This is a genomic window from Rhizobium sp. YAF28, from assembly GCF_052113285.1.
Taxonomy (GTDB): domain Bacteria; phylum Pseudomonadota; class Alphaproteobacteria; order Rhizobiales; family Rhizobiaceae; genus Rhizobium.
Map to the genome: position 1 here is coordinate 18,011 of NZ_JBFRCX010000022.1, position 21,466 is coordinate 39,476.

Annotated in this window: 20 protein-coding genes and 1 pseudogene; 8 read left to right on the forward strand and 13 right to left on the reverse strand. The window is 61.5% G+C overall.

Going from position 1 to position 21,466, the window contains the following annotated elements; translation table 11 throughout:
- Positions 1-99: 99 nt before the first annotated feature.
- Positions 100-1,647, forward strand: coding sequence for a DHA2 family efflux MFS transporter permease subunit (locus AB4Z13_RS31760; protein WP_442207700.1), 1,548 nt, complete (start codon positions 100-102; stop codon positions 1,645-1,647).
- A gap of 24 nt (positions 1,648-1,671) precedes the next feature.
- On the opposite strand, the gene AB4Z13_RS31765 is transcribed toward AB4Z13_RS31760, so the two are convergent.
- Positions 1,672-2,121, reverse strand: coding sequence for a MarR family winged helix-turn-helix transcriptional regulator (locus AB4Z13_RS31765; protein WP_442207701.1), 450 nt, complete (start codon positions 2,119-2,121; stop codon positions 1,672-1,674).
- Positions 2,122-2,235: 114 nt separating this feature from the next.
- Here AB4Z13_RS31765 and AB4Z13_RS31770 point away from each other — a divergent pair, with 114 nt between their 5' ends.
- Entirely contained in the window at positions 2,236-2,613 is a 378-nt protein-coding gene (locus tag AB4Z13_RS31770) for a nuclear transport factor 2 family protein (RefSeq protein WP_113323960.1), read from the forward strand.
- Positions 2,614-2,695: 82 nt separating this feature from the next.
- On the opposite strand, the gene AB4Z13_RS31775 is transcribed toward AB4Z13_RS31770, so the two are convergent.
- A complete protein-coding gene (locus AB4Z13_RS31775; RefSeq protein WP_442207702.1) occupies positions 2,696-3,370 on the reverse strand; it encodes a TetR/AcrR family transcriptional regulator in 675 nt (224 codons plus the stop codon).
- A gap of 136 nt (positions 3,371-3,506) precedes the next feature.
- Here AB4Z13_RS31775 and AB4Z13_RS31780 point away from each other — a divergent pair, with 136 nt between their 5' ends.
- The 3 genes and pseudogenes from AB4Z13_RS31780 (at position 3,507) to AB4Z13_RS31790 (ending at position 6,319) form a co-directional block, all read left to right on the forward strand.
- Complete coding sequence (locus AB4Z13_RS31780; protein ID WP_442207703.1) at positions 3,507-4,247, forward strand: SDR family NAD(P)-dependent oxidoreductase; 741 nt, start codon at positions 3,507-3,509, stop codon at positions 4,245-4,247.
- Positions 4,248-4,394: 147 nt separating this feature from the next.
- A pseudogene (locus AB4Z13_RS31785) lies at positions 4,395-4,545 on the forward strand (nuclear transport factor 2 family protein); the annotation flags it as partial.
- 250 nt (positions 4,546-4,795) lie between these two features.
- Positions 4,796-6,319, forward strand: coding sequence for a hypothetical protein (locus AB4Z13_RS31790; protein ID WP_439015674.1), 1,524 nt, complete (start codon positions 4,796-4,798; stop codon positions 6,317-6,319).
- 81 nt (positions 6,320-6,400) lie between these two features.
- Here the strand turns inward: AB4Z13_RS31790 and AB4Z13_RS31795 are convergent, their stop codons facing one another.
- The 3 genes from AB4Z13_RS31795 to AB4Z13_RS31805 form a co-directional block, all read right to left on the reverse strand.
- A complete protein-coding gene (locus tag AB4Z13_RS31795) occupies positions 6,401-7,171 on the reverse strand; it encodes an SDR family NAD(P)-dependent oxidoreductase (RefSeq protein ID WP_442207732.1) in 771 nt (256 codons plus the stop codon).
- Positions 7,172-7,318: 147 nt separating this feature from the next.
- Positions 7,319-8,095, reverse strand: a complete 777-nt coding sequence (locus tag AB4Z13_RS31800) for a molybdopterin-binding protein (RefSeq protein WP_113323934.1) — start codon at positions 8,093-8,095, stop codon at positions 7,319-7,321.
- Positions 8,092-8,952: a cytochrome b/b6 domain-containing protein gene (locus AB4Z13_RS31805; protein WP_113323933.1), complete on the reverse strand. Its 861-nt coding sequence runs from the start codon at positions 8,950-8,952 to the stop codon at positions 8,092-8,094. Before AB4Z13_RS31805 ends, AB4Z13_RS31800 begins: the two co-directional genes overlap by 4 nt.
- Positions 8,953-9,187: 235 nt before the next feature.
- On the opposite strand from AB4Z13_RS31805, the gene AB4Z13_RS31810 reads away from it, so the two are divergent.
- Complete coding sequence (locus AB4Z13_RS31810; protein WP_310386632.1) at positions 9,188-9,886, forward strand: DUF1223 domain-containing protein; 699 nt, start codon at positions 9,188-9,190, stop codon at positions 9,884-9,886.
- Between the two features lie 62 nt (positions 9,887-9,948).
- Here AB4Z13_RS31810 and AB4Z13_RS31815 read toward each other — a convergent pair whose 3' ends face one another.
- From AB4Z13_RS31815 to AB4Z13_RS31830, 4 genes are all read right to left on the reverse strand, one after another.
- Positions 9,949-10,479, reverse strand: coding sequence for a gamma carbonic anhydrase family protein (locus AB4Z13_RS31815; protein WP_442207704.1), 531 nt, complete (start codon positions 10,477-10,479; stop codon positions 9,949-9,951).
- 10 nt (positions 10,480-10,489) lie between these two features.
- The gene (locus tag AB4Z13_RS31820; RefSeq protein WP_442207705.1) at positions 10,490-11,182 is read right to left on the reverse strand and encodes a fumarylacetoacetate hydrolase family protein; all 693 of its coding nucleotides are present in this window, start codon (positions 11,180-11,182) and stop codon (positions 10,490-10,492) included.
- 91 nt (positions 11,183-11,273) lie between these two features.
- Entirely contained in the window at positions 11,274-13,298 is a 2,025-nt protein-coding gene (locus AB4Z13_RS31825) for a CHASE2 domain-containing protein (RefSeq protein ID WP_442207706.1), read from the reverse strand.
- On the reverse strand, positions 13,298-17,068 hold the full coding sequence (locus tag AB4Z13_RS31830; RefSeq protein ID WP_442207707.1) for a FecR domain-containing protein: 3,771 nt from the start codon (positions 17,066-17,068) through the stop codon (positions 13,298-13,300). The genes AB4Z13_RS31825 and AB4Z13_RS31830 overlap by 1 nt, the downstream gene beginning before the upstream one ends.
- 130 nt (positions 17,069-17,198) lie before the next feature.
- Here AB4Z13_RS31830 and AB4Z13_RS31835 point away from each other — a divergent pair, with 130 nt between their 5' ends.
- Positions 17,199-17,738, forward strand: coding sequence for a Pycsar system effector family protein (locus tag AB4Z13_RS31835; protein ID WP_113325328.1), 540 nt, complete (start codon positions 17,199-17,201; stop codon positions 17,736-17,738).
- A gap of 37 nt (positions 17,739-17,775) precedes the next feature.
- On the opposite strand, the gene AB4Z13_RS31840 is transcribed toward AB4Z13_RS31835, so the two are convergent.
- The 3 genes from AB4Z13_RS31840 to dusA all read right to left on the reverse strand — a co-directional run bounded on the left by AB4Z13_RS31840 (position 17,776) and on the right by dusA (position 20,632).
- The gene (locus AB4Z13_RS31840) at positions 17,776-18,612 is read right to left on the reverse strand and encodes an SDR family NAD(P)-dependent oxidoreductase (protein WP_113325329.1); all 837 of its coding nucleotides are present in this window, start codon (positions 18,610-18,612) and stop codon (positions 17,776-17,778) included.
- Between the two features lie 314 nt (positions 18,613-18,926).
- Entirely contained in the window at positions 18,927-19,445 is a 519-nt protein-coding gene (locus tag AB4Z13_RS31845; RefSeq protein ID WP_442207708.1) for a DUF992 domain-containing protein, read from the reverse strand.
- A 149-nt stretch (positions 19,446-19,594) separates the two neighbouring features.
- The gene (gene dusA / locus AB4Z13_RS31850; protein WP_442207709.1) at positions 19,595-20,632 is read right to left on the reverse strand and encodes a tRNA dihydrouridine(20/20a) synthase DusA; all 1,038 of its coding nucleotides are present in this window, start codon (positions 20,630-20,632) and stop codon (positions 19,595-19,597) included.
- A gap of 361 nt (positions 20,633-20,993) precedes the next feature.
- Here dusA and AB4Z13_RS31855 point away from each other — a divergent pair, with 361 nt between their 5' ends.
- The gene (locus AB4Z13_RS31855) at positions 20,994-21,197 is read left to right on the forward strand and encodes a hypothetical protein (protein WP_007818518.1); all 204 of its coding nucleotides are present in this window, start codon (positions 20,994-20,996) and stop codon (positions 21,195-21,197) included.
- 40 nt (positions 21,198-21,237) lie between these two features.
- Here AB4Z13_RS31855 and AB4Z13_RS31860 read toward each other — a convergent pair whose 3' ends face one another.
- Positions 21,238-21,450, reverse strand: a complete 213-nt coding sequence (locus tag AB4Z13_RS31860; RefSeq protein ID WP_439015663.1) for a hypothetical protein — start codon at positions 21,448-21,450, stop codon at positions 21,238-21,240.
- Positions 21,451-21,466: the final 16 nt, after the last annotated feature.

A 21,466-nucleotide genomic window follows, 5' to 3' on the forward strand; every position in this document is an offset into this window, starting at 1 on the left:
GATCAGGGCTGAGAACGATGCTCCATATCTTTGTTTTTCACGCAATTCCGGACGCAAAACCGCTGCGCACTTTTGCTGGAACCGCTCTAGGACCATTCCATGCCCGACCGGTCTGAACTCGTTTTATCGGCAGCTCCATCTCACCTCAGATGGATCGGCTTTCTGGCGATGTGCCTCGGCATGTTCATGGCGATCCTCGACGTTCAGGTCGTCGCAACATCGCTTCCGACCATCCAGTCCGCGCTCGATATCCATCCGGATCAGATGAGCTGGGTGCAGACCGCCTATCTCATCGCCGAAGTGGTGGCGATACCGCTGACGGGGTTTCTCACCCGCCTGCTGACGATGCGCTGGCTCTTCGTGACGTCGCTGTCGCTGTTCGTGATCGCCTCGGCGGGCTGTGCGGCGAGCGACAGTTTTGGCGGGCTCGTCGCCTGGCGGGTCATTCAGGGCTTTTCCGGCGGCACGCTCATTCCCTCGGTGTTTTCGGCCGTGTTCATCCTGTTTCCCGGTGAGCGCCAGGCGCTTGCGACGACGATTGCCGGCGTTCTTGCGGTTCTGGCGCCGACCGTCGGGCCGATCGTCGGCGGCTGGTTGACCGAGACCTATTCGTGGCACTGGCTGTTCCTGATCAATATCATTCCCGGCATTGTGGCGGCACTCGTCGCCATGCGCTCGCTTCCGCGGGAGGGCGTCAACCTCTCCGAGCTGTGGCATCTCGATGCTCTGTCACTGCTGCTGATGGCGGGAAGCCTTGCCGCACTGGAGATCGGCCTCAAGGAGGCGCCGACGAGCGGCTGGACCTCGCTTTATGTCGCTGGCCTTATCGGCCTGTCGGCGGTCTCGGGATTCGTGTTCGCATGGCGCTCGCTGCGCCGACGCATACCCCTGGTCGAGCTCCGGAATTTCCGCGACAGGAACTTTCTGGCCGGCTCGGCAATGAGCTTCATTCTCGGCATCGGCCTCTTCGGCTCGGTCTATCTCATGCCCGTCTTTCTCGCCTTCGTGCGCGGCCACAATGCTCTCGAAATCGGCATGACGATGCTGGTGACAGGCATTGCCCAGCTCGTCACCGCGCCGATCGCGGTGGCCCTGGAAAAGCGAATGGATGCCCGGTTGCTGTCTGCGGCGGGATTTACGCTCTTTGCCATCGGCATCGGCATGAGCGCCTTTCAGGACCCACAGACCGATTATGACGCGATGTTCTGGCCGCAGATCATCCGCGGCATCGCCATCATGTTCTGCCTGCTGCCGCCGACCCGACTGGCGCTCGGCACCCTGCCGCCGGAGCGCATTCCCGATGCCAGCGGCTTGTTCAACCTGATGCGCAATCTCGGCGGCGCGATCGGCATCGCGCTGATCGACACGATCGTCTATACGCGCTCGGGACCGCTCGGCGACGGCCTCTGGGAGCGGCTGAAGGCGGGGGATGTGAATGCAGCAGCATTCGTGGGTGCGCCGCTGCAGGCGATTGCCGGGCATAAGGGAGAGTTCGATGCGGATACGACATCCATGCTCGATCCGCTGGTGCAGACAGCGGCGAGTGTTCAGGCGATTAACGAAGCTTGGATGGTGGTTGCAGTGCTGACGGCTTGCGCGCTGCTGTGGGTGCCTTTTGCGAAGAAAGTGGCTGCGACGGCGGGGTGATGGGTTGAAAAACCGCGGGCCGTGTCACGGCAAATCAGCGGTCGCAATTTTATCCAGATTCGCGATCAATCGCGTCAGCAAGGCGACGAGTTGTTCCGTTTCCGCGTGTGTGAAGCCGTCGAGCGCCTCACGATTCCCCTGAAACAAGGTCGCGATTGCCTCGGGCATGCTTTTTTGCGCGGCCTCCGTCAACGTGATGCGGCTGCTTCGGCCGTCAGCCGGGTCGGGTGTCCGCTCGATCAAGCCATCCCGCTCCATGCGGGCGAGCATTTGCGCCATAGGCGGCTGTTCCACTTTGGCGAAACGGGCGAGGTCGCGCTGCGTGCTTGCCTTGCCGGTTTTCAGCGCCACCAGAACCGGCAATTGCCCGATGCCGAAGCCGAGCGGTTTCAGACGTGACTCGCTGAGGCGGGCGAAGCCTCGCGCCGCGAGGCTGATGAGATGCCCCGGCGTGAAAAGCACGTCTTCACTCATTCCATTTGCTCCTTGCCTGCCGTTGACTATAAACTACATATGCACATATGTAACTGCGCTGGCCGTGTTGGTCAATGTCGGTCGAACCCCGCTAGGTTGTGGAGAGGAAACAGCATGTCGGAAAAACAGACGCAGCTGATCAAGCACATCTATGAGCGCTTCAATGTGCGGGATATCGACGGAGTGCTTGCGGCGTTGGCACATGATGTCGCCTGGGCGAACGGCATGGAGGGCGGCCATGTTCATGGGCGCGAGGCCGTTCGGGATTACTGGACACGCCAATGGGCGATCGTCAGCCCGCATGTCGAGCCGGTCGCATTTCGGCAGGCGGACGATGGTGCCATAGAGGTCGAGGTGATCCAGACGGTATTCGATCTCGATGGCAAGCCGCTGGAGGGGCAAAGTCATGGCCTGAAGGACAAGACTGTGACGCACATCTTCCGCATGGAGGGCGACAGGATTATCCGCTTCGACATCGGCGAGGCGGATTAAGCTGAGAAGGGCGGTCATCTCGCGTCGGCTTACGCCATGTCTGCCGCCTCATGATCACTTCCGGCTCATGCCGGTCGTCGCGCTATGATCGTCCTCCCGTGCGGGCGTCCCATCCGAGCATCGAGACCTCGGCCACGGATTCCAGTTCGCTGCGGCTTGCTCCATCGCGGGCGAGGATCGACATGCCGTTCTGGACGGTCTGCACGAAACGGGCGAGGCCGTGGATGTCGGTCGAGGCTGGAATTTCACCTGCCGATACCGCCTGGCTCAGGCGCCGTTTCAGAAGGTCGAGCGTGACGGCGCGGGCGGTTCGCACCAGTTCGCCGAGTTCGGCATGGCCTTCGCTGCCGACCGAGGAGAGGGACACCATGCAGCCGAGGGGAATATCGACGACGGAGCCGGTCAGGACCGCCGCCGAGTCCATGAGAAGCGCCTTGACGGCTTCGCGCGCTGTGCGGGCGGCGCGAAAGCCTGCCCAGATAAGCGCCTCGTTGGTCTCGTGGTAGTAGTCCAATGCCTCGGCATAAAGCGCCTCCTTCGAGCCGAAGGCCGCGTAGAGGCTTGGCGATCCGATGCCCATCGCCTCGGTAAGGTCGCTGATCGACGTCGCCTCGAAACCCTTTTCCCAGAACAGGCGGGTCGCTTTGGCGAGCGCAGCTTCCCGATCGAAGGCGCGCGGTCGCCCGCGGGTGCGGGGGGCTGTCGTCTCGTTAGCTGTCGTATCCTGGGGTTGCGGCGTCTGGTCGGATTTCTGCATCGGTCACTATATAAACCCGCCGGCGCGCCTCGACAACGGTTCGAGATATTTTGTGTCGATCGATACAATACTCTTGACGGGTGTGTTCAGCGTCCCTAGCTAATTCTGTGTCGATCAATACAGAAAGGGACGATTGATGACTGAACTCGCTGGAAAACGTGCTCTCGTGACGGGCGCATCGCGTGGGATCGGTGCCGCCATTGCGGTGGCGCTCGCCGAAAAGGGCGCCGACGTTGCCATTACCTATGAACGCTCGGCCGAGCGCGCCGCCGAGGTCGTTCGCGCTATCGAGGGCAAGGGCAGGCGGGGATTTGCAATCCAGGCCGACAGCGCCGATCCGGCGGCCGTGAAGCGCTCGGTGGAGGAGGCGGCTCGCGCGCTTGGCGGTCTCGACATTCTCGTCAACAATGCCGCCATCGCGCTTTACGATACGATTGCCGGCTTCAGCGTCGCGCAGATCGATGCGCTGCTTGATGTCAATGTGCGCTCGCCGGTGCTCGCCGCGCAGGCCGCCATTCCCCATCTGCAAGCCGGAGGCCGCGTCATCAATATCGGCTCGGCCGGCGCGGAACGCATCGTTGGCGACACCGGCACGGTGTATTACATGACGAAATCCGCGCTGCAGTCCTTCACGCGCGGTCTCGCCCGCGAACTCGGACCTCGGGATGTTACGGTCAACCTGATCCAGCCGGGATCAACCAATACGGACATGAACCCGGCCGACGGGGAATTTGCCGACTTCCAGCGCGCGCTGATACCGCTCGGTCGCTATGGCGAGCCGCAGGATGTAGCCGCTGCGGTGGCCTTCCTGGCAAGTCCTGCCGCAAGGAACATCACGGGCGCTGTCCTCAATGTGGATGGCGGCTTGAACACCTGAGGGCGCTGACAGTGGCAGGAAGAGGCTGGCCGATGCCGGCCTTTTCCGCATCCTTCAAAGGCGCTGGCAGAGGAGATGCATGCCATAGGTCGCCGCCCGCCTTATCGGCAATGGTCGATCCCCCCAGCGCAAGCTGATCCGGTAGCGGCAGTCAGTCGAGGTGATCCAGAAGATATTCGATCTGAATGGCCGGCCGCTGGAGGGGCAAAGTCATGGCCTGAAGGACAAGACTGTGACGCACATCTTCCGTATGGAGGGCGACAGGATCGTTCGCTTTGATATCGGGGATGCAAGCTAGGTCGTGAATGGTGGCAGCTGCGTCAAGTTGCGGAGGAAAGTGCTGCCAGGGGCCATACAATCTGGATGTTTTCAGGGAAAGCCCGATACCCGGGCAGCCGTGGTCGTTGCCAGAGCCGTCTGCACCTTTTTCTAGAATTGATCGGCGGTCCATGCTATTTGTGCGTTCAGCATTTATTTGCATTCGTCCATTTCAAAGCATCCGATGATTCAACCCAAGCTGCAGAGCATGTCTGGGAAAGGTCTTTGCTATGCGACCGACGGAAATCGATGTCACCTTCGCGCTTTTTCAGCTGCAGGTACGCACCACCGAGGACTCCGGGGGTGACGAGCCTTACATGTGGATACTGGGTTTCAAGGCCGATGCGGATACGATCGGTGCGCCGCCGCCCGGCAGCATATTGCCTTCGGTCGGGGTAAAGACATTCGAGGGCGCTCCGGCGAGCCCGTGGCTGCTTGGCACCGGTGATGTGAACGCGCCGGCGACGCTGCCGATACCGGCGGCGTTGGGGACGCGGTCATTCCGTCTTCGGCCAGCCTTGCTGCCGATAGGCGGCTGGTTTCCAGGTCTGGCAGGAATGGTCGCCTTGCTCTGGGATCAGGACGCATTCTCGCCCAGCACATCGGAGGCGGGGCACAAGAAATTCAACAAGGTGTTCGGACCTGCGCTGTCAGCCGAGCTGACGAAGCTGATCGCCGGCGGGTACGACAGCGAATTGTCGCGCGACGCGAACGGCATGGTGGTGGCCCCGATAGACGGGATCCAGACGCGGCTCGACCGGCTGGGAGACGCTGCCGCACGCAAGAACGCGGTCAAGGCGATCACCGGGGCGGTGAAGGACGCAATTTCCGGCCCACTGCGCGATGCGCTATCCGATGCCGCCGGGCTGGACGAGATTATCGATCCTGACGACCTGCTCGGCATCGATGCGGTGGTCTTCCTAGGAAACGAATTGAGCGCGGCGGCGCGTGACTTCGAGATGAAGTTTACCGACGACGAAGCCGACTATCTCGCAAAGGGCCACGCGTCCGCGACGCCCGTCAATCTGGCAAGGCTGGATTCGGCAGTGACTTCTGTCGAGCGGCGGCTCGATCGCCAAGTTCAGGTCAAGATGCGGGTCTGCTGGTTCCCCGAGAAACAGTATAGCGCGCTGGCCTACCGACTGAAGACGACGACACGTTACGACCTTCACCTGCTGAAGGGCGGACCGATCTCGGAGGTGCGCTGGTTCATCGACGGCCAATTGCTCAAGGACGGCGACGGCAGCGTCACTGTCATGTTCGAGGCGGTGGATGCCTATGTCGGTCCGCCGCAGGACCAGCTTTCGAGCTTCTATACCGGCGGCAATGGAACGCTGAAGTACCGTACTGCCGGCTCTGTCCTGGAGGTGTGGAACGAGGACGGCAACGGGGTTTACTTCGGCAAGGTGCGCGCCGTCTTCGCCTTCGTGGGCGATCCGCCGCTGACGCCGCCCGGCGCTTCGCCGACTGAGGAGGACTGGGCTCGCCGCGGCTACGACCAGACCGACGACCTCAGCGTCATGGCGGTCGAGCTGGTCATGGATGCCGCCTATGAGGCTGATATCAAGCAATGCAAGCGGATCGTGGGGGAAATCGACCGAAAGCACATCGCAGTCAATTTCGGCAAGCTGTTCGTCAATCCAGGCGATCCCCCGCCTTTCCGCCAGGACTTTCTCGATCGGGTGACCGCGCAAGCGAGCGTGACGAATGCGGCCGGCGTGGAAATCACCGTGCGCCCAAAACTGCAGCGATAGGCCGCCAAACCCAGGAGGGGAGGCAGCACGAGTAGTTGCTCTCGTTTGCATAAGACTTTTGCTGCAGGAGCCGCCTCGGCCTCAGGCGACGGACCATCCACCGTCCACCAGCAGGTTCGCGCCGGTGATCAGGCTCGCAGCCGGTGATGCAAGGAAGACTACGGCACCCACCACATCATCGGTTTCACCGATTCGACCGAGTGGAATGTGACCGAGCGTCGCTTTGCGATTGTCGGCATCGGATAGAAAAGGTGCTGTACCGTCGGTGTGAATGAACGTCGGCGATACGGTATTTACGGTGACATCGTAGCGTGCCCATTCGGCTGCAAGGCAGCGCGTGAGGTGATTGATTGCCGCCTTGCTCATGCAATAGATTGCCTCGCCACGCAGTGCCACGGTACCGGCCTGTGAGCTGATGTTGATGATCCGGCCCCCATTGCGCTTGATCATGTGACGGCCCACTGCCTGCGTCATCAGAAAGGTGCCCTTGATGTTGACATCGAGTATCTCGTCAAGGTCCTTCTCCTCAACGAGTTCCGCGAGATTACCCGGAGCCACGCCGACGTTGTTGACGAGGATGTCGATCCGACCGAACGTAGCCAGCGTCGCGTCGACGGCTTGTGCGATATGGGCCTTATTGGGAATGTCCAGTTCAACTGCGAGAACTTTTCGTCCCGTGCCCTTAAGTTCCGCAACCAGGCCCGCCGAGGCTGCGACATCACGGACACCCAAAACAATATCGGAGCCTGCTGCGGCACAGGCAAGTGCGCAAGCCCGACCGATGCCACGGCTCGCTCCCGTCACCAAAGTCACCTTGCCCGCAAGGCTGAAGTCCGGCGCGTTCTTCTGCATCATGATGCCTCCCTCGATGAAGCTCATTTATGGCAGCGTCGGCGTGCGGATGCCAGATGTTCTGCGCATACTGAGGAGCTTCCCCAGCGTCTCGGGCAGCCCTTTGCAAGACTGTCCCGCGGCAAGACTGTCCGCAGGCACGGGTGCCTAGATTCCGGCGTACCACTCGTAGCCCCGGTCTTCCCAGAAGCCGCCCTTGCCGCCCCACAGGCCGGCGAAGCTGTCCTTCATCTCGATCCGCATCAGGTATTTGGCATGCTTGTAGCCAAGCTGGCGCTCGACGCGCAGGCGAAGCGGGGCGCCGTGGGCGACCTCCAGATCCTTGCCGTTCATCTGGTAGGCGAGGATGGTCTGCGGGTGGAAGGCGTCGATGAGATCGATGCTTTCGTAGTAGGTTCCGCTGCCGTCCAGCGTCTGTTCGAGCTGGTCTGCGCAGTAGAAGACGGCATAGCGGGCCTGAGGTTTCAGCCCGACGCTCTGCAGGAGCGGTCCGAGCTGCGCGCCCGTCCACTTGCCGATGGCGCTCCAGCCTTCGACGCAGTCGTGCCGTGTGATCTGGGTGCGCGACGGCAGCTTCTTCAGATCTGCGAGCGAAAGCTCGACGGGACGCTCTACCAACCCGTCAATCTTTAGTCGCCAGTCGGCGAATCCGGTTTCCATCATCTGCGCATAGGCTTCGCTGTCTGGCTGGCTGGTGCCGTTCGGCCGGAATGTCGGCGAGATATCGGCTTCGGAATATTCCGGCGCCAACTTGTCCTTGGGAACGAGCAGCCGCTGGCTTTTCATCGTCAGCGTCTCGGCCATTTCGAGAACGGACTGGACATTGGAGTTCTGGACGACATCGTCGCAGCCGGTCAGGCCGAATGCACCGAGGCCGGCAGCCGACCCGATCAGCAGGCCGCGGCGTGTGATGGAGAAGGTCATCGATCGTCCCTTTCGGTTTCGATCACGTAACGGCCCGTTATCATCGAGCGCATGTTGTTCCAGAGGCCGGACAGGATCACCATGGCGATATGCACGAAAACGAAGAGGACGATCGACCAGGCGCAGATGAAGTGGATCGACCGGGCCGTTTGCCTGCCGCCGAAGAGGTCGAGCAGGAAGGGATAGCCGGCATCCATGCCGGGTGACATGGTCAAGCCCGTTGCAAACATCAGCGGCAGCAGGATGAAGATGACGATCAGGTAGGCGAGCTTCTGCAGCACATTGTAATGCTTTGCCTTTTCACCTCTGGGGAAGCGCAGGCGCGCGTGGTCGGCGATCTCCTGCCCCAGATGGTGCGGCGAGATCTCTTCGCCGCTCGGCGCCAGATCGCGGCGGAAATGGCCTGACAGAAAGCCGATGAGCGCATAGATCGATCCGTTGATGACGAAGAGCCAGGCAAAGAACAGATGCCAGCGGCGGCCGGTTGCGAGATCCTGATAGCTCGGAATGGTGATCCAGGAAGGGAAGCCACGCTCGGTCGCGTCATCGCCCGTTCCCGAAACGCCGAGAATGCCTGTTGTCGTGATCTGCAGATTGCCGATGCGAAGCACGCCGCGCGTGCCGCCATCCTCATCGACGGCACTTATCGACAGCCAGGACGGATCTGCATCCGCACCGTACTGGCCCCAGTAAAGCGCCGGGTGGGCATTGAAAATCTGCAGCCCGCTCATCAAAAGCAGGCTGAGACAGAGAACGTTGATCCAGTGTGTCACGCGGGTCGCCAGCGAGTGCCGGCGGATGACTGTGGTCATCGGGCCTGTTGGAGTGGCCTGGCTGTGATCGTCGAGTGTTGCCATGATCGTTTTCGATGTCCGGTACCGTCACGCCCCTACAGCATGTACGTAGGCGAAGCGGGATTTGTTACAGGCGTCCCGAAGTTTTTTCTTTGCAGCCGGGAACCTGCCGGCGGGAAAGGCTGGCGGCGCGGCTTTCCGGACATCCGGCCGACGCCGTCACAAGTGCGTGAAGCTGTAACGAATGGCGTTCCACCTGCGAAGAAGAACGAGATGCAGATCATCAGGGAGCACCGCCATGAAACATTCAGTTGCGTTCAATCTTGCGATCATCGCAGCAGTCTTTGCTCTTGGTTCCACCGTTCAGGCCTCCGCTGGGCAGTCGCCTGCAGTCGTCGAACTGTTCACCAGCCAGGGCTGTTCCTCATGCCCTCCGGCCAATGCCAATCTCGTCAAGCTCAGCAACGATCCGAACGTGCTCGCCTTGAGCTTCTCGGTGACCTATTGGGACTATCTTGGATGGAAGGACATTTTCGGGAAGAAGGAATTCACCGACCGGCAGGTAACCTATGAGCCCGCACTCGGCCAATCCGGCCCTTTCACGCCGCAGATGGTGGTCAACGGCCACCAGTCGACCGTCGGCTATGATCTGAACGAGATCTGGCGCGTGATCGCGTCCGAGCCCGCGCCGTCCGGCCCCGGGATCGCGCTAGCCCGGAACGTGGCTGTCATCGACGCTGCGAAGGGCCGGACCGCCGCTGCCGACGTGTGGCTCGTCCGCTATGCTCCGGGCACCGTGCAGGTTCCGGTCGCCAGAGGCGAGAATGCCGGCGAGACATTGCCGCACGCCCATGTCGTGCACGAGTTGACGCGTCTCGGCACCTGGGACGGCAAAATGTTGAAGCTGCCGATCCCGGCCGCAGCTGGCGACCTGAAGAGCGCCATCATCGTCCAGGAGCCGAAAGGCGGCAGGATTCTCGCCGCAACGACCGACTGAAAACCGGCTCACTGCCTGATCCTCCCGCGGTCGACGGTAGTCGATCCGCCCGCGGTCGATTTTCAATCGATCCGCTCGAGATCCCGTGCGAAGCGCTGCCAGTTGCCGACATATTTCTTCGCGGATTGGGTGATCTTGGCGACCGCCTCATCGTCCAAGGTGCGGATCGCCTTGGCGGGCGAGCCGACGATCAGGGAGTTGTCGGGGAATTCCTTGCCTTCGGTGATGAGCGCATTGGCGCCGACGAGGCAATTGTTACCGATCCTGGCGCCGTTCAGGATCGTGGCGCCCATGCCGACAAGGGAGTTGTTGCCGATCGTGCAGCCATGGATGATGGCGTGGTGCCCGATGGTGCAATCCTCGCCGATCGTAGTTGGGAAGCCGGGGTCTGTGTGGACCATGACGCCTTCCTGCAGGTTGGTGGCCTTGCCGATCACGATGGGTTCGTTGTCGCCGCGCAGCACTGCGCCGAACCAGATGCCGACCTCTTCGGCAAGCTCGACATGGCCGATCACATGCGCGTCGGGGGCGATCCAGAAGGTGCCGTGGGGTGGCAGTTTCGGTTTCAGGCCTCCAAGCGCATAGATCGCCATTTCCGTCTCCTCAGACCACTTTCAGCGAGAGCGTCGCGATGCCGTCGACGCCGCAGGAGATGCTGTCGCCCCTGTTGATGGCGGCGACACCGGCGGGCGTGCCGGTCATGATGACATCGCCCGGTGCCAGAACGAAGAGTTTTGACAGTTCGGCGATGATCTCCGGCACCTTCCAGATCATCTGGTTCAGGTCGCCGTCCTGCTTTCTGACGCCATTGACATCGAGCCAGACGCGGCCACTGGCGGGATGGCCGAGGCGGCTTGCCGGGACGAGAGGCGAGACCGGGGCGGAATATTCGAAGGCCTTGGCGAGCTCCCACGGGCGGCCGAGCTTCTTGGCTTCGGCCTGCAGGTCGCGGCGGGTGAAATCGATGCCGACGCCGTAGCCATAGATGCAGTCGAGCGCCTTTTCGGCGGGTATATCGGCGCCGCCGGCCTTCAGGGCCAGCACGCATTCGACCTCGAAATGCACGTCATTCGACAGCGGCGGATAGGGGAAATCCTTGCCGGCGAAGAGATTGTCGGTGTTCTTCTGGAAGAAGAAGGGCGGCTCGCGGTTCGGATCATGGCCCATTTCGATGGCGTGATCGGCATAGTTGCGACCGACGCAGTAGACGCGGCGGACCGGGAAGGCCTCGGCGCTGCCTTCGACGGGCAGGAGAACCGGTTGCGGCAGGGGGATGACGGTGGCGGGAAGGGACATGGCGGGACTTCTTGGCTGATTGATCTGGCGAGTCTGGCGACATCGTAAAGCATGTCGCGCAAAACCGCTCCACACTTTTGCTGGAATTGCTCTATGGGGCCGCGTCGTCCTGCGCGAGGTTGCTGCGCATCAATGCGTAATAGGCCGAAAGCTCTGGAATGGCCTTCGGCAGGGTTTCGAAGGCCGGGTCGGAGACGGTGAGCCGGCCCGCATATTTGGCTTCGAGGAAGGCGTTATGATCCGGGAGTGCCGCGCGGTGCGAGCCGTAGAGCACGGTGAAGACCGGCGAGGGGACGGTGCGGCCCTTGACGATGATGCGGTCGAGCTCGACCACGGTGTAGCGGTCGCTGACGAGGCGGGCGGTTTCTTCGCCGAGCAGCAGGGCGATGCCGTAATTCTTCGAAGCACCTTCCAGACGAGACGCGAGGTTGACGCTGTCGCCGAGGCAGGAATAGTCGAAGCGGCGGGTGGAACCCATATTGCCGACGATGCATTCGCCGGTATTGATGCCGACGCCCATCTTCAGGATATGCAGCGGCCGGCCGGTGGCGGCGGATTCGCGCTCCAGCTCGCGGTTCAGCGTCGCAATCGCATCCTGCATGGCGATCGAGGCCTTGACCGCATGCAGGGCATGATCGGGGTCGTCGAGCGGCGCATTCCAGAAGGCCATGATGCAATCGCCCATATATTTGTCGATCGTGCCGCCGTGATCCATGACGACATCCGATAGCGGCGTCAGCAGCCGGTTGATCAGCGCCGTCAGCTGCTCGGGATCGTCCTTCATGGTTTCGGCAATGGTGGTGAAGCCGCGCACATCCGAAAACAGGACCGAGAGCGTGCGCCGCTCGCCGCCGAGCTTCAGCTGCGAGGGATCGTTCGACAGGCGCTTGACGAGATCGGGCGAGATATATTGGGCGAAGGCCAGTGTGATCTGGCGCTTCTGGCGGCGCTCCTCGGTATAATCGAAGGCGGCCTGGCCGAAGGCGACGGCCACGAAGGCAACGGTCGGCCCAAGCGGCGAGACGAAGACATGGCCGAAGCGGATGCCGGCATAGCTTGCTGCCGCAAAGGCGAGCACGGCGGCGGCGGTCGCGACCAGCGTGCGCCAGCTCGTGGACTTCCAGACCGTTATCGCGGCCAGAATGACTGATATGAGGATGCAGATTGCGACCGGCAGCAGGCCGGCTTCCGTGATCGCCAGGCCATGGACGATATTATCGTAGATGGTGGCCTGTACCTCGACGCCCGAGATCAGCTTGCCGGTGTGGACGGTATAGGGCGTGGCATAGGCATCGGCGCCGCCCTGATCGATTTCGGGCGCGTTCTGCAGGCTGAGGCCGACAAGCACGACCCGACCTTTGAAGATATCGGGCGGCAGGAAATTCTTCGGGTCCAGCGCCTGATAGTAGGAGACTGTGGGATAGGAGCGGGCCGGGCCGAAGGACTGGATGAGAGAGCCTGCCGGCAGATGCAGCGCTTTGATGCCCGCAGCCTTGGCGAGCTCCATGGCAAAGCCATCCTCATAGGATGGAATATTGCGGAAGATGCCGTCGCCATTCAGGGTGATGGAGGCAATGCCGGTGCGCGCGCCGGCATCCGTCATCTGCGGCAGCGGCGTGGTGCGCAGCAGCTGGTCGGCCTGGGGCGTCTTGATCAACGTTTCATCGCCGGCAAGCACGACATCAGGGCCGACGGCAGCGGTGATGGCCTGATCGTTTTCAGCCGTCGAAGGCTCGGCCATGATGATATCGAGCGCGATGGCTCTTGCGCCGGCGGCGCGCAGCTGTTTGACGAGCTCGGCATGCAGGCTGCGCGGCCAGGGCCACTGGGCGTTGATATCGGCAAGCGCCGGTTCGTCGATCGCCACGATGATCGGGCCATCGGCCGGCGGTGTTGGGTCATCGACCGTCGAGAGATAGTCGAAGGTGCGCAGCTCCGTCAGCGTCCAGGCGGGCAGGCGCGAGATCAGCGAAATGGTGATCAGCGTGACCAGCGCCAGCACGAGAAGACGGATGCCGCGGCTCGAGAAGGGCCAGCCGGGCGGGCGCTGCGACGAGCGCGTCTCGATCGGGCGCTCTGCCTGAAGCCGTTGCAGGGCGGCCGGGCGCGCCATCATCAGAAGCGGATCTTCAGGCTGCCCTTGAAGGCGCGGCCCCAGCCGGGCACGCCGGGGGTGATCTCGAAGTCCTCGTCGAGGAGATTATAGGCGGCGGCTTCGAGCGCGATGCGCTTGTCGAAGGGCTCCCAGATCAGGTGGGCGTCGAGGCTCCAGTAATCGTCGAGCTTGGTGCCGAATTCATCATTGCGTTCGCCGATATAATTGGCGGCGACCGTCGCTTTTACCTTGGCTTCGTTGACCCAGGTGAGTGCGATTTGACCTGAATTCTGCGGTATGAAGGGTAGAGCGCCGCCGTAGTTCGGCGCGAACGGATCCTTGTTTTCCGAATCCATATAGGCATAGGTGGCCGAAAGGCCGAAACCATTGCCGAGGGCGACGTTGCCAGTGACGGCGGCGCGGTCGATCCTGCCGCGGGAGAGCGACATGCTTTCGACGGACGGAAGGGCGATCAGCGGGAGATCGATCGAGAAATCATGCAGCTCCTGATGCTGGTATTCGACCGACGTGAAGAAACGGTCGGTCCATTCCGCATCCCACTGCAGGGCGATCGTGTCGGCATAACCCTCCGCACCAACGGAGAACTGGTTGGACTGCAGGCCGAGAATGCCGATCGGGGCCAGCGTAGGCACGCCGGTATCGAGACTCTGGCGCATGAAGGCCGCGCGCAGCCAATGGTTCTGAATCGGCGCCCAAGCAAGACCGAAGCGCGGCTCCAATCGGCTCACATCGACACCATCGCCTTCCATACGCGTGCCAAAGAGAGCGTATTCGCCTTTAAGGTCAGGTGTGATGTCATGAAGCACATCGATATAGGCGCGGCCGATATTAATGCGGTTACTGCGTTCAGGCGTTTCGATCGTCCCCTCTGGAATGAGCGGGAAGGCGGGAATAATCTCGTTCAGATGAAAAAGGCTGCTTGCGCTTGCATCAATCCATCCAGCTTCGATACCGTATCGCCAGGTGAGCGTATCATCACCAATGGCGTGACTCAGCGCCGCAACGTAAGCTTTTGAAGACAGGTCTTCGATACTGTCGCTAAAAGGAATGATATCGGGGTCAGGCGTGCCGATCAGCAAGGCATCGTCGACTTGGAAGGCGGTCGTTACCCGGGACTTACTTCCGGAATACAAAAGAGCGCCATTCAATACATTTTCGTAGCCAAACGTATGGCTCCATCCCAAGCCCGCATTGGTTGTTTCTGAGGTGCCGCGTCGATCCGTATAAAGCGGCAGGTCGACGGTGGGTATGAACGGAGGTGCCCCCAATCGGACCAAAGCGTCGTTGAGCGTGTCCGTTAGAAGTGTGCTTTGTGACAGTGCGCTTAACGTCCCGTCATTCTTGGCGTGATTGACGAAGGCCACGATGCGATCGTCAGGTGTGATCGTTGCCGTCAGATAACCATTGGCACTGAGCAGTTTGTTGTCCGTCGTATATCCGCCGAAGTTGCGGTAGTCGCCATCGAGCGCCAGTTCCTCCCAGGTGATGTTGCCGAAGAAGCTGATTGGGATCGTCTCGTTAGAAAATCCCTGTATTTCTGCCTCGCCGGTGCGGCGGGTGTGGCCGTCGACGCTGTTGATGCCGCCGCCGACAGAACCTTCGATGAAGGGCGTGCGCAGGATGTTTGCCGAGCGCGAGCGGCCAGAGAGCATATGCGGATCGAGCAGCAGGCCCTGGAAGAGCGAGGAGAAGCTCGACGTATTGGTGCGGTACTGGCTGACGCTGTCATCGCTGAAGCTGGTGGCGTTGACGAACGGGAAGATGCTGCCCTTGATCGACTGGTCGGTATAACCGGTGCCTTCAAAGGGGTTGAAGACGGCATCGCCATAGTAGCGGCCCCAGGCATCCAGGCCCTGCAGGCGGAAGGCGTTGTTCAGCGTCGAGCCGGCATCCTCATTGGCGCCGAGGCCGATATAGTCGCCGCCTCGGGCGCGCGAGCGGCGCAGGAATTCCTGGGCATTCCTGATCGCGCCATCGGCATTGTAGTCGTCGATATCGACGGCAGTGCGGAAGGAGGAGATGACTGGATCGTTCTTGTCCAGTCGGTCGGCATTGTCGAGCGCCTGGTTGAAGGGCAGGCGGTCGCGCTTTTCGTAATGGGCGGCGGCAAGCATCAGCTGCGATTGCGAATGGGCCGGATTGGCTGTGCTGGCGGCAAGCAGGTCTTCCAGCGCCTTGTCGCGCTCGCCTGTCTGCAGGTAGTAGCGACCCCGGGCAAGAAGCGCGATATCGAAGGAGGGATCGACGGCGAGCGCGGTATCGATCTCGCGCTTGGCTTCCTTCATGCGCGACTGGTCGAGATAGAGGATCGCGAGATTCGCATGCGGCACGGGATCCTGCGGATCGAGTTCGATCGCCTTCAGGAATGCCTTTTCGGCTTCGCCATTGGCATCGCGGGCGCTCTGCAGCAGGCCCATGGAATTGAGCGAGCCGGAAGCGCCAGGTGCAAGTTCGATGGCGCGGTTCAGGTCTGCGAGCGCACCCTTGATATCGCTCTCATAGGCAGCCTTATAGCCGGCACGGGCGGCAAGGCCGATCGGATGATCGGGATCGAGCGCCAGCGAGCGATCGGCCGCTTCCTTCATCTGCACCCGGTCATCGATGAGCTGGGCAAGCTGGGCGCGCATCGCCGGCAGGGTGGGATCGTTGGGATAGCGCTTTTCCGCCTGCCTGATGATCTCGATCGCCGCACGCGGGTTTTTCAGGAAGCCCACTGTATAGGCCCGCATTATGGCACCATAGACGCCCACGGAGGCCGCCGGTGGCTGCTCGACATGGGCGGGGTCGGCGAGCGAGCGGGCGAAATAGCCGCCATATTGCGCCATGTTGCGTCTATCGGCATCGAGATGCGGCGCGGCCTTTTCAAAAAGCCTGGCAGCATCGGCGTAGCGCTTTTCGGAGCCAGCGATGGTCGCCTCGATCAGGTCGACACGCGCCTGCTGGGCGACGGTCAGCTTGCGGCCACGCAACGCCTGTAACGTTGCAGCTGCAACCTGCCGTCCGTCAAAGGCGCTCTGCAACTCTGCGAGCGTCAGCCAGTCTTCCGTCGTGCGCCGCTCGGGCGGCAGCGCCATCACGCGGCGGCGTTCGGACGCCATGCGGCCAGCCGGCAGCGGCGAAGTGGGCATCAGCCCGAAGCCATCGCGCAGGTTCAGATAGAAAAGCATCTGTTCGCGATCGTCAGGCGTGACGATGACGAGCTTGCGGGGCGCCTGGCCGATGGTGGCCACAGCCCCTTCTCCTTCGTTGACATCGACGCTGCCCTGCGGGTTGCTGAGCGAGACGCGGCCTTCGAGCACTATCATCGAAGTCTTGGCGCCCTCGACGGTCATGGTCCAGTCCGTGCCGCGGATAGCGGCCGCCGCGGCGGGGGTTTCGACCGTCAGGCCCTGACCGCCGCGCTGGGCGCGGGCCCAGATCGTGCCGGACTGCAGGTTGAGGATCGTGTCGCCGGTCTGCGACATCTTCTTGACCTGCAGCGCGGAATTGCGGCCGAGGCGGATCTGTGTGTGATCGGAAAAGAGAATGGCGAGCTGGCCGGTGGCATTGGTGCGCAGCACGTCTCCATCCAGGAGGTCCTGGTTGAGGTCGACGACGCGCCAGTTGCTGACATCGACGAAGCGCACTTCCTCGCCGGTCTTGCGGGCGATGACCGAGCCTGCAACCGGGGTGGCGCGCTGCAGCGGCTCGGCTGCAACCGGAAATGAAAGTAATGTTGACATGAGCGCAAGAGATGTACTTGCGCACAGAAAAGACTTCAGCCCCGACATTTCAGATACCCCCGCATCTTTTTCCCCTTTGGCCAAGCGCGGTGTAAAAGTCAAGCTGGATGCACACGTGTTCTTGCTTTCGCAACCAAGTGTATTATTAGGGAAACACTATTGTGGGGTGGGATTTCCTTTGAGCGAGTTTGAAAATTTTGCGGAGCTGCCCTCCAGCTCTCCGTCGACAGAAGATATTGGCTCGGAATATTTCGACCATATCAAGAAAATCAACGACATATTCTATGATCAGATCAAGATATCGGATCAGAAGGCCGCTTATATCTTTACTTTTATGCTCGCCTTTCTTGTGAGCTCCGTCGAAGTGAGGGCGGTCTTCACCTGGGCGCGCTATGCGCAGGGCACGCCGCAGGCCATTCTCTTCTCCGGGCTCCTGGCCGCAGCCTCGGTCTTTTCGATTCTGTCGGCCATCCTCGTGGTGCTGCCGCGGCGGCTCGACAAATCCACATCGATGTTCTGGGGGGCATGGCCCAGACATCGCGATACCTTCTTCGAGGCGGCGATCCGGCGTGACGAGCGCTATCTCTTCGACCAGTATGTGGAAAATGCCGACATTCTCTCGCACATCGCCCGGAGCAAATACCGGTTCGTGACGATTGCCTTTCGGGGGCTGATGGTGACGGTCGTGGCTTATGTGTTGTTGCTGGTGGCAGCCTGAGTCCAAGGTCCGGTTTGCCGTCGCTGCCGGCATGACTTCAGCTTTTGGCAAAGTCCGCCGCGGTGAGGGGAACAGGCTTATAGCCGTTGATGTCGGCGATATCGTATTCCTGGCCGAGCTCGGCTGCGACCAGGACTTTTCCGGATTTCGACACCAGCGCCGGGTCTCGCCAAAGTCCCGATATGACGTGGCCGATGAATTGCGGTGACTCGGAATTGGACAGGTCGAAATATTCGGCGTTCTGCATCACGGCTTCGGTGCGCACCAGGCCGGGATAGAGCGCGACAGCGGCGACATGGTGCGGGCGCAGATCATGCGCGAAGTCTGCAGCCATCTTGTCGGCAGCAGCCTTGGCCATCCCATAGATCGCGTTGCCATCGTAGAATTGCCCTGCCCAGAATGAGATATTGACGATCAGGCCGCGCTGCGCCGAGATCATGAGAGGTGCGACTGCACGCGACATCATGAAAGCCGCCCTCAGCGCGGTGCCCATCATCGCGTCCCACCGCCAGAGGGGCTGCTCCCAGAAGGCGCGGGGCCAGGTAAAATCGCCATCCTCAACCATGTTTTCATAGCCGGGCCATGCATTGTTCACCAGAATATCCAGCCTGTTGCCGGCCCTGATCTCTTCGGCCACGCGCTCGGTCTCAGTGTCCTTGCTGTGGTCGCACTGATGAATAACAACACGCCCGGGCAGGTCCGCAGCCTCGAGCTCGAGCCCTTCCAGCGATCCCGCGCGTATGCCTTCAAGGCTCGCCTCGGAACGCGTCCTGCCGGTAACGTGCACCGTGGCTCCCTCGGCGAGCAGGGCAAGCGCAATCCCGCGGCCGACACCGCGGCTTGCACCCGTTACCAACGCGATGACATCTTTCATGTTGGCTAACCTCCTATATAGTGGCTGTTTTCAGGCGCGGCTGGTGAGCGCGCATTTGGGCTGCGGTATATCTGGGGGCAGCGTAAGATACGGTGCCACCGGGCCATTGTGAAGACCAGGGGGGCAGCAGCTGTTCTGCCAATGATCGACTGGACGGACTGCCATTGCCGTTATTTCGGCCTGCTTCATCAAAAGGCCAGCACCATGCCGACAAGCTCAGCCGATAGCGGGAAAACGCCAATCGTTTCTCGCACATGGCGCGCGAGCGACTTCGCGGCAAGCGGCGGCGACCGGTTGGCCGCCGCCTGTCCGGTCTAGCGCGTTGCCTTCAGCTGGAGGCGAGAGACGCCTGCGGCCAGATTCACGCCGGTTCCGGTTTCGCCGCTGAGCGGCTGCAAGGCGAAATTCTTCGAATTTCCGCCCACCAGGGCATTTGCCCCGAGGCCGACGCCAACGGACGCGCTGGCAGATGCGCCGACATAGGTGCCGGCGAGAGCGCCATCGCCGACGCGCGTGGGCGCGGTGTTGACGACGATCCAGCTGAGATAGGATTTGCCGGTGACACCGACATCGAGACCGAGCTTGCCGATCGTGCCTGTATAATGCTCGACCTTGCCGGTGTTCTGCTTGAAACTGCAGTCGATCGCCTTGCTCGAGCCGACGATCATGCCGACGCCGCCGGCGACTTCGCAGGAAAGGGTGCCGAGACGTTGCCTCGGCTCATTTACGACCTGCTGGGCGGCATGTTTCGGTTGCTTGTGCTGGCTCGCGGCCTCGGCCACGGGTACGAAACCGAGGGAAGCTGCAGCTGCCAGGATGACGAGATTCTTCATGAGTGTTTCCTTCCATACTCTTTTGGGGGACCGTGATAAACGCGTTCAACCCCACTTCGTTCAAACGTCGAAAGGAAACGGACCGGGCTGCAAGCCCGATCGGTCGGCAAATGGTTGCTCTAATGGTTCGGATCGATGCCTGATGCCGCTCAGGCGCTGACGGCTTCCGTCGAGCCGGAAAAATCGACCGCGGCAAAGGCTGCGGCGATCACTTCCGGGCCGACATTCGGCTTTGCGGCATCGGTCGACAGGATCTGGCGGTAGCGGCGGGCGCCGGGCAGGCCGGTGAAGAGGCCGACCATGTGGCGGGCTATATGCTGCAGACGGCCGCCTTTGGCGATATGGCGTTCGGCATAGGCCATCATGCGGTCGCGCAGATCGTTCCAATCTGGCTCCGAGGCCGCTGCGCCGTAGAAGCGCTGGTCGATCTCGGAAAGGATTGCGGCGTTCTGATAGGCGGCGCGGCCGAGCATGACGCCATCGACATGGGCGAGGTGGGCCTGCGCCTCATCCAGCGTGCGGATGCCGCCATTAATGCCGATGAAGACATCGGGGAAGCGGGCCTTCATGCGGTAGACGATCTCGTAATCGAGCGGCGGGATCTCGCGGTTTTCCTTGGGGCTCAGGCCTTTCAGCCAGGCCTTGCGGGCATGGATCCAGATTGCGTCGGCGCCGGCATCGAGCACGCGGGTCATCAGCGTAGGCAGAGCCTCTTCCGGCTCCTGCTCGTCAACACCGATGCGGCATTTGACGGTGACCGGGACCTTCGCGACCTTCTTCATGGCGGCGATGCATTCGGCAACCGTTTCAGGCGTCAGCATCAGGCAGGCGCCGAAAGTGCCGGACTGGACACGATCCGACGGGCAGCCGACATTGAGATTGATCTCGTCATAACCATAGGGCTCGGCAATGCGCACGGCCTCAGTGAGCTTGGTCGGATCGGAGCCGCCCAGCTGCAGGGCGACGGGGTGTTCGGTGCCATCAAAGGAGAGCAGGCGCTCGCGGGGGCCATGGATGATGGCATCGGCGACGACCATTTCCGTATAGAGCAGGGCGTTGAGGCTGATCTGGCGGTGGAAATAGCGGCAGTGGCGGTCCGTCCAGTCGATCATGGGCGCTACGGCAAAGACCGGCGCCTTGAAATAGCGCTGGTTTGCTTCTGAAACAGCCGTCTTTGCCGTGGTCATGATCTCAAGTCTTCTTTCGTCCGGTCGTGGGTCCCGTGGCCTCATGTCGTGGCAGAGGCCCGATCCTGCAAGCTCTCGTTGGCGAAACGCCGGGGCGGGGGCGGGAATGGGACGAGGGCTTATACATGAGGCATGGCGATAAAGCGAGATGGGTGTTGGGGCGCCGGGCGTCATCTTCCTGGAGGCCGCTTCCCGCACTTGACCCAGGTGCCGTTTTCCGGGAAGGCAACGGAGGACGATGCTGATATTATGATGTCAGGATCGAGCAAAGCCAGAAGGCCGCAGACGCATCCATCCAACCGACCTTGCAAAGCGGATCGATGGTCGCCACGCAGCCGCAGCGAAGGAGTGCATCAGCCTCATGACGGACGATAGCGCAGGGATCAAGGCATTGCTTGCAATGCCCAGGCGAGACAACAGCGCCTATCTGGAAACGCTTCGCCTGGTGCGGGAGGCGTTCGCTGAGGCCGAGGCGGAATTTGGCGGCAAGGTTATTGCGATGACAGACAGCGCCCGAGACGAAGCTGGAAATATCGTCATCATGACCGTGATCAGGGCGGCATAGACAGGCATCAGTGGAATAAAGTGAGGCCCGAGCAGGAATGCTACGGGCCTTTTTTATTGGAACGCCTGATATCGCGCAGCGCTTGGACAGGAGGCGAAGGTAAAGCGAAGGAGAACAGGGGCGAGAAGATCGCCTGAAAAAGAGAGGCAATTGAACCAAAACCCTTCTGCCGCGTTTTTGCCACATATAGGAGGATTTCGATGGACAACCTGCTTCTGATCGCCACCCTTTGCGGCCTCATGTCTTTCGCCATGGTCTGGCTCCAGACG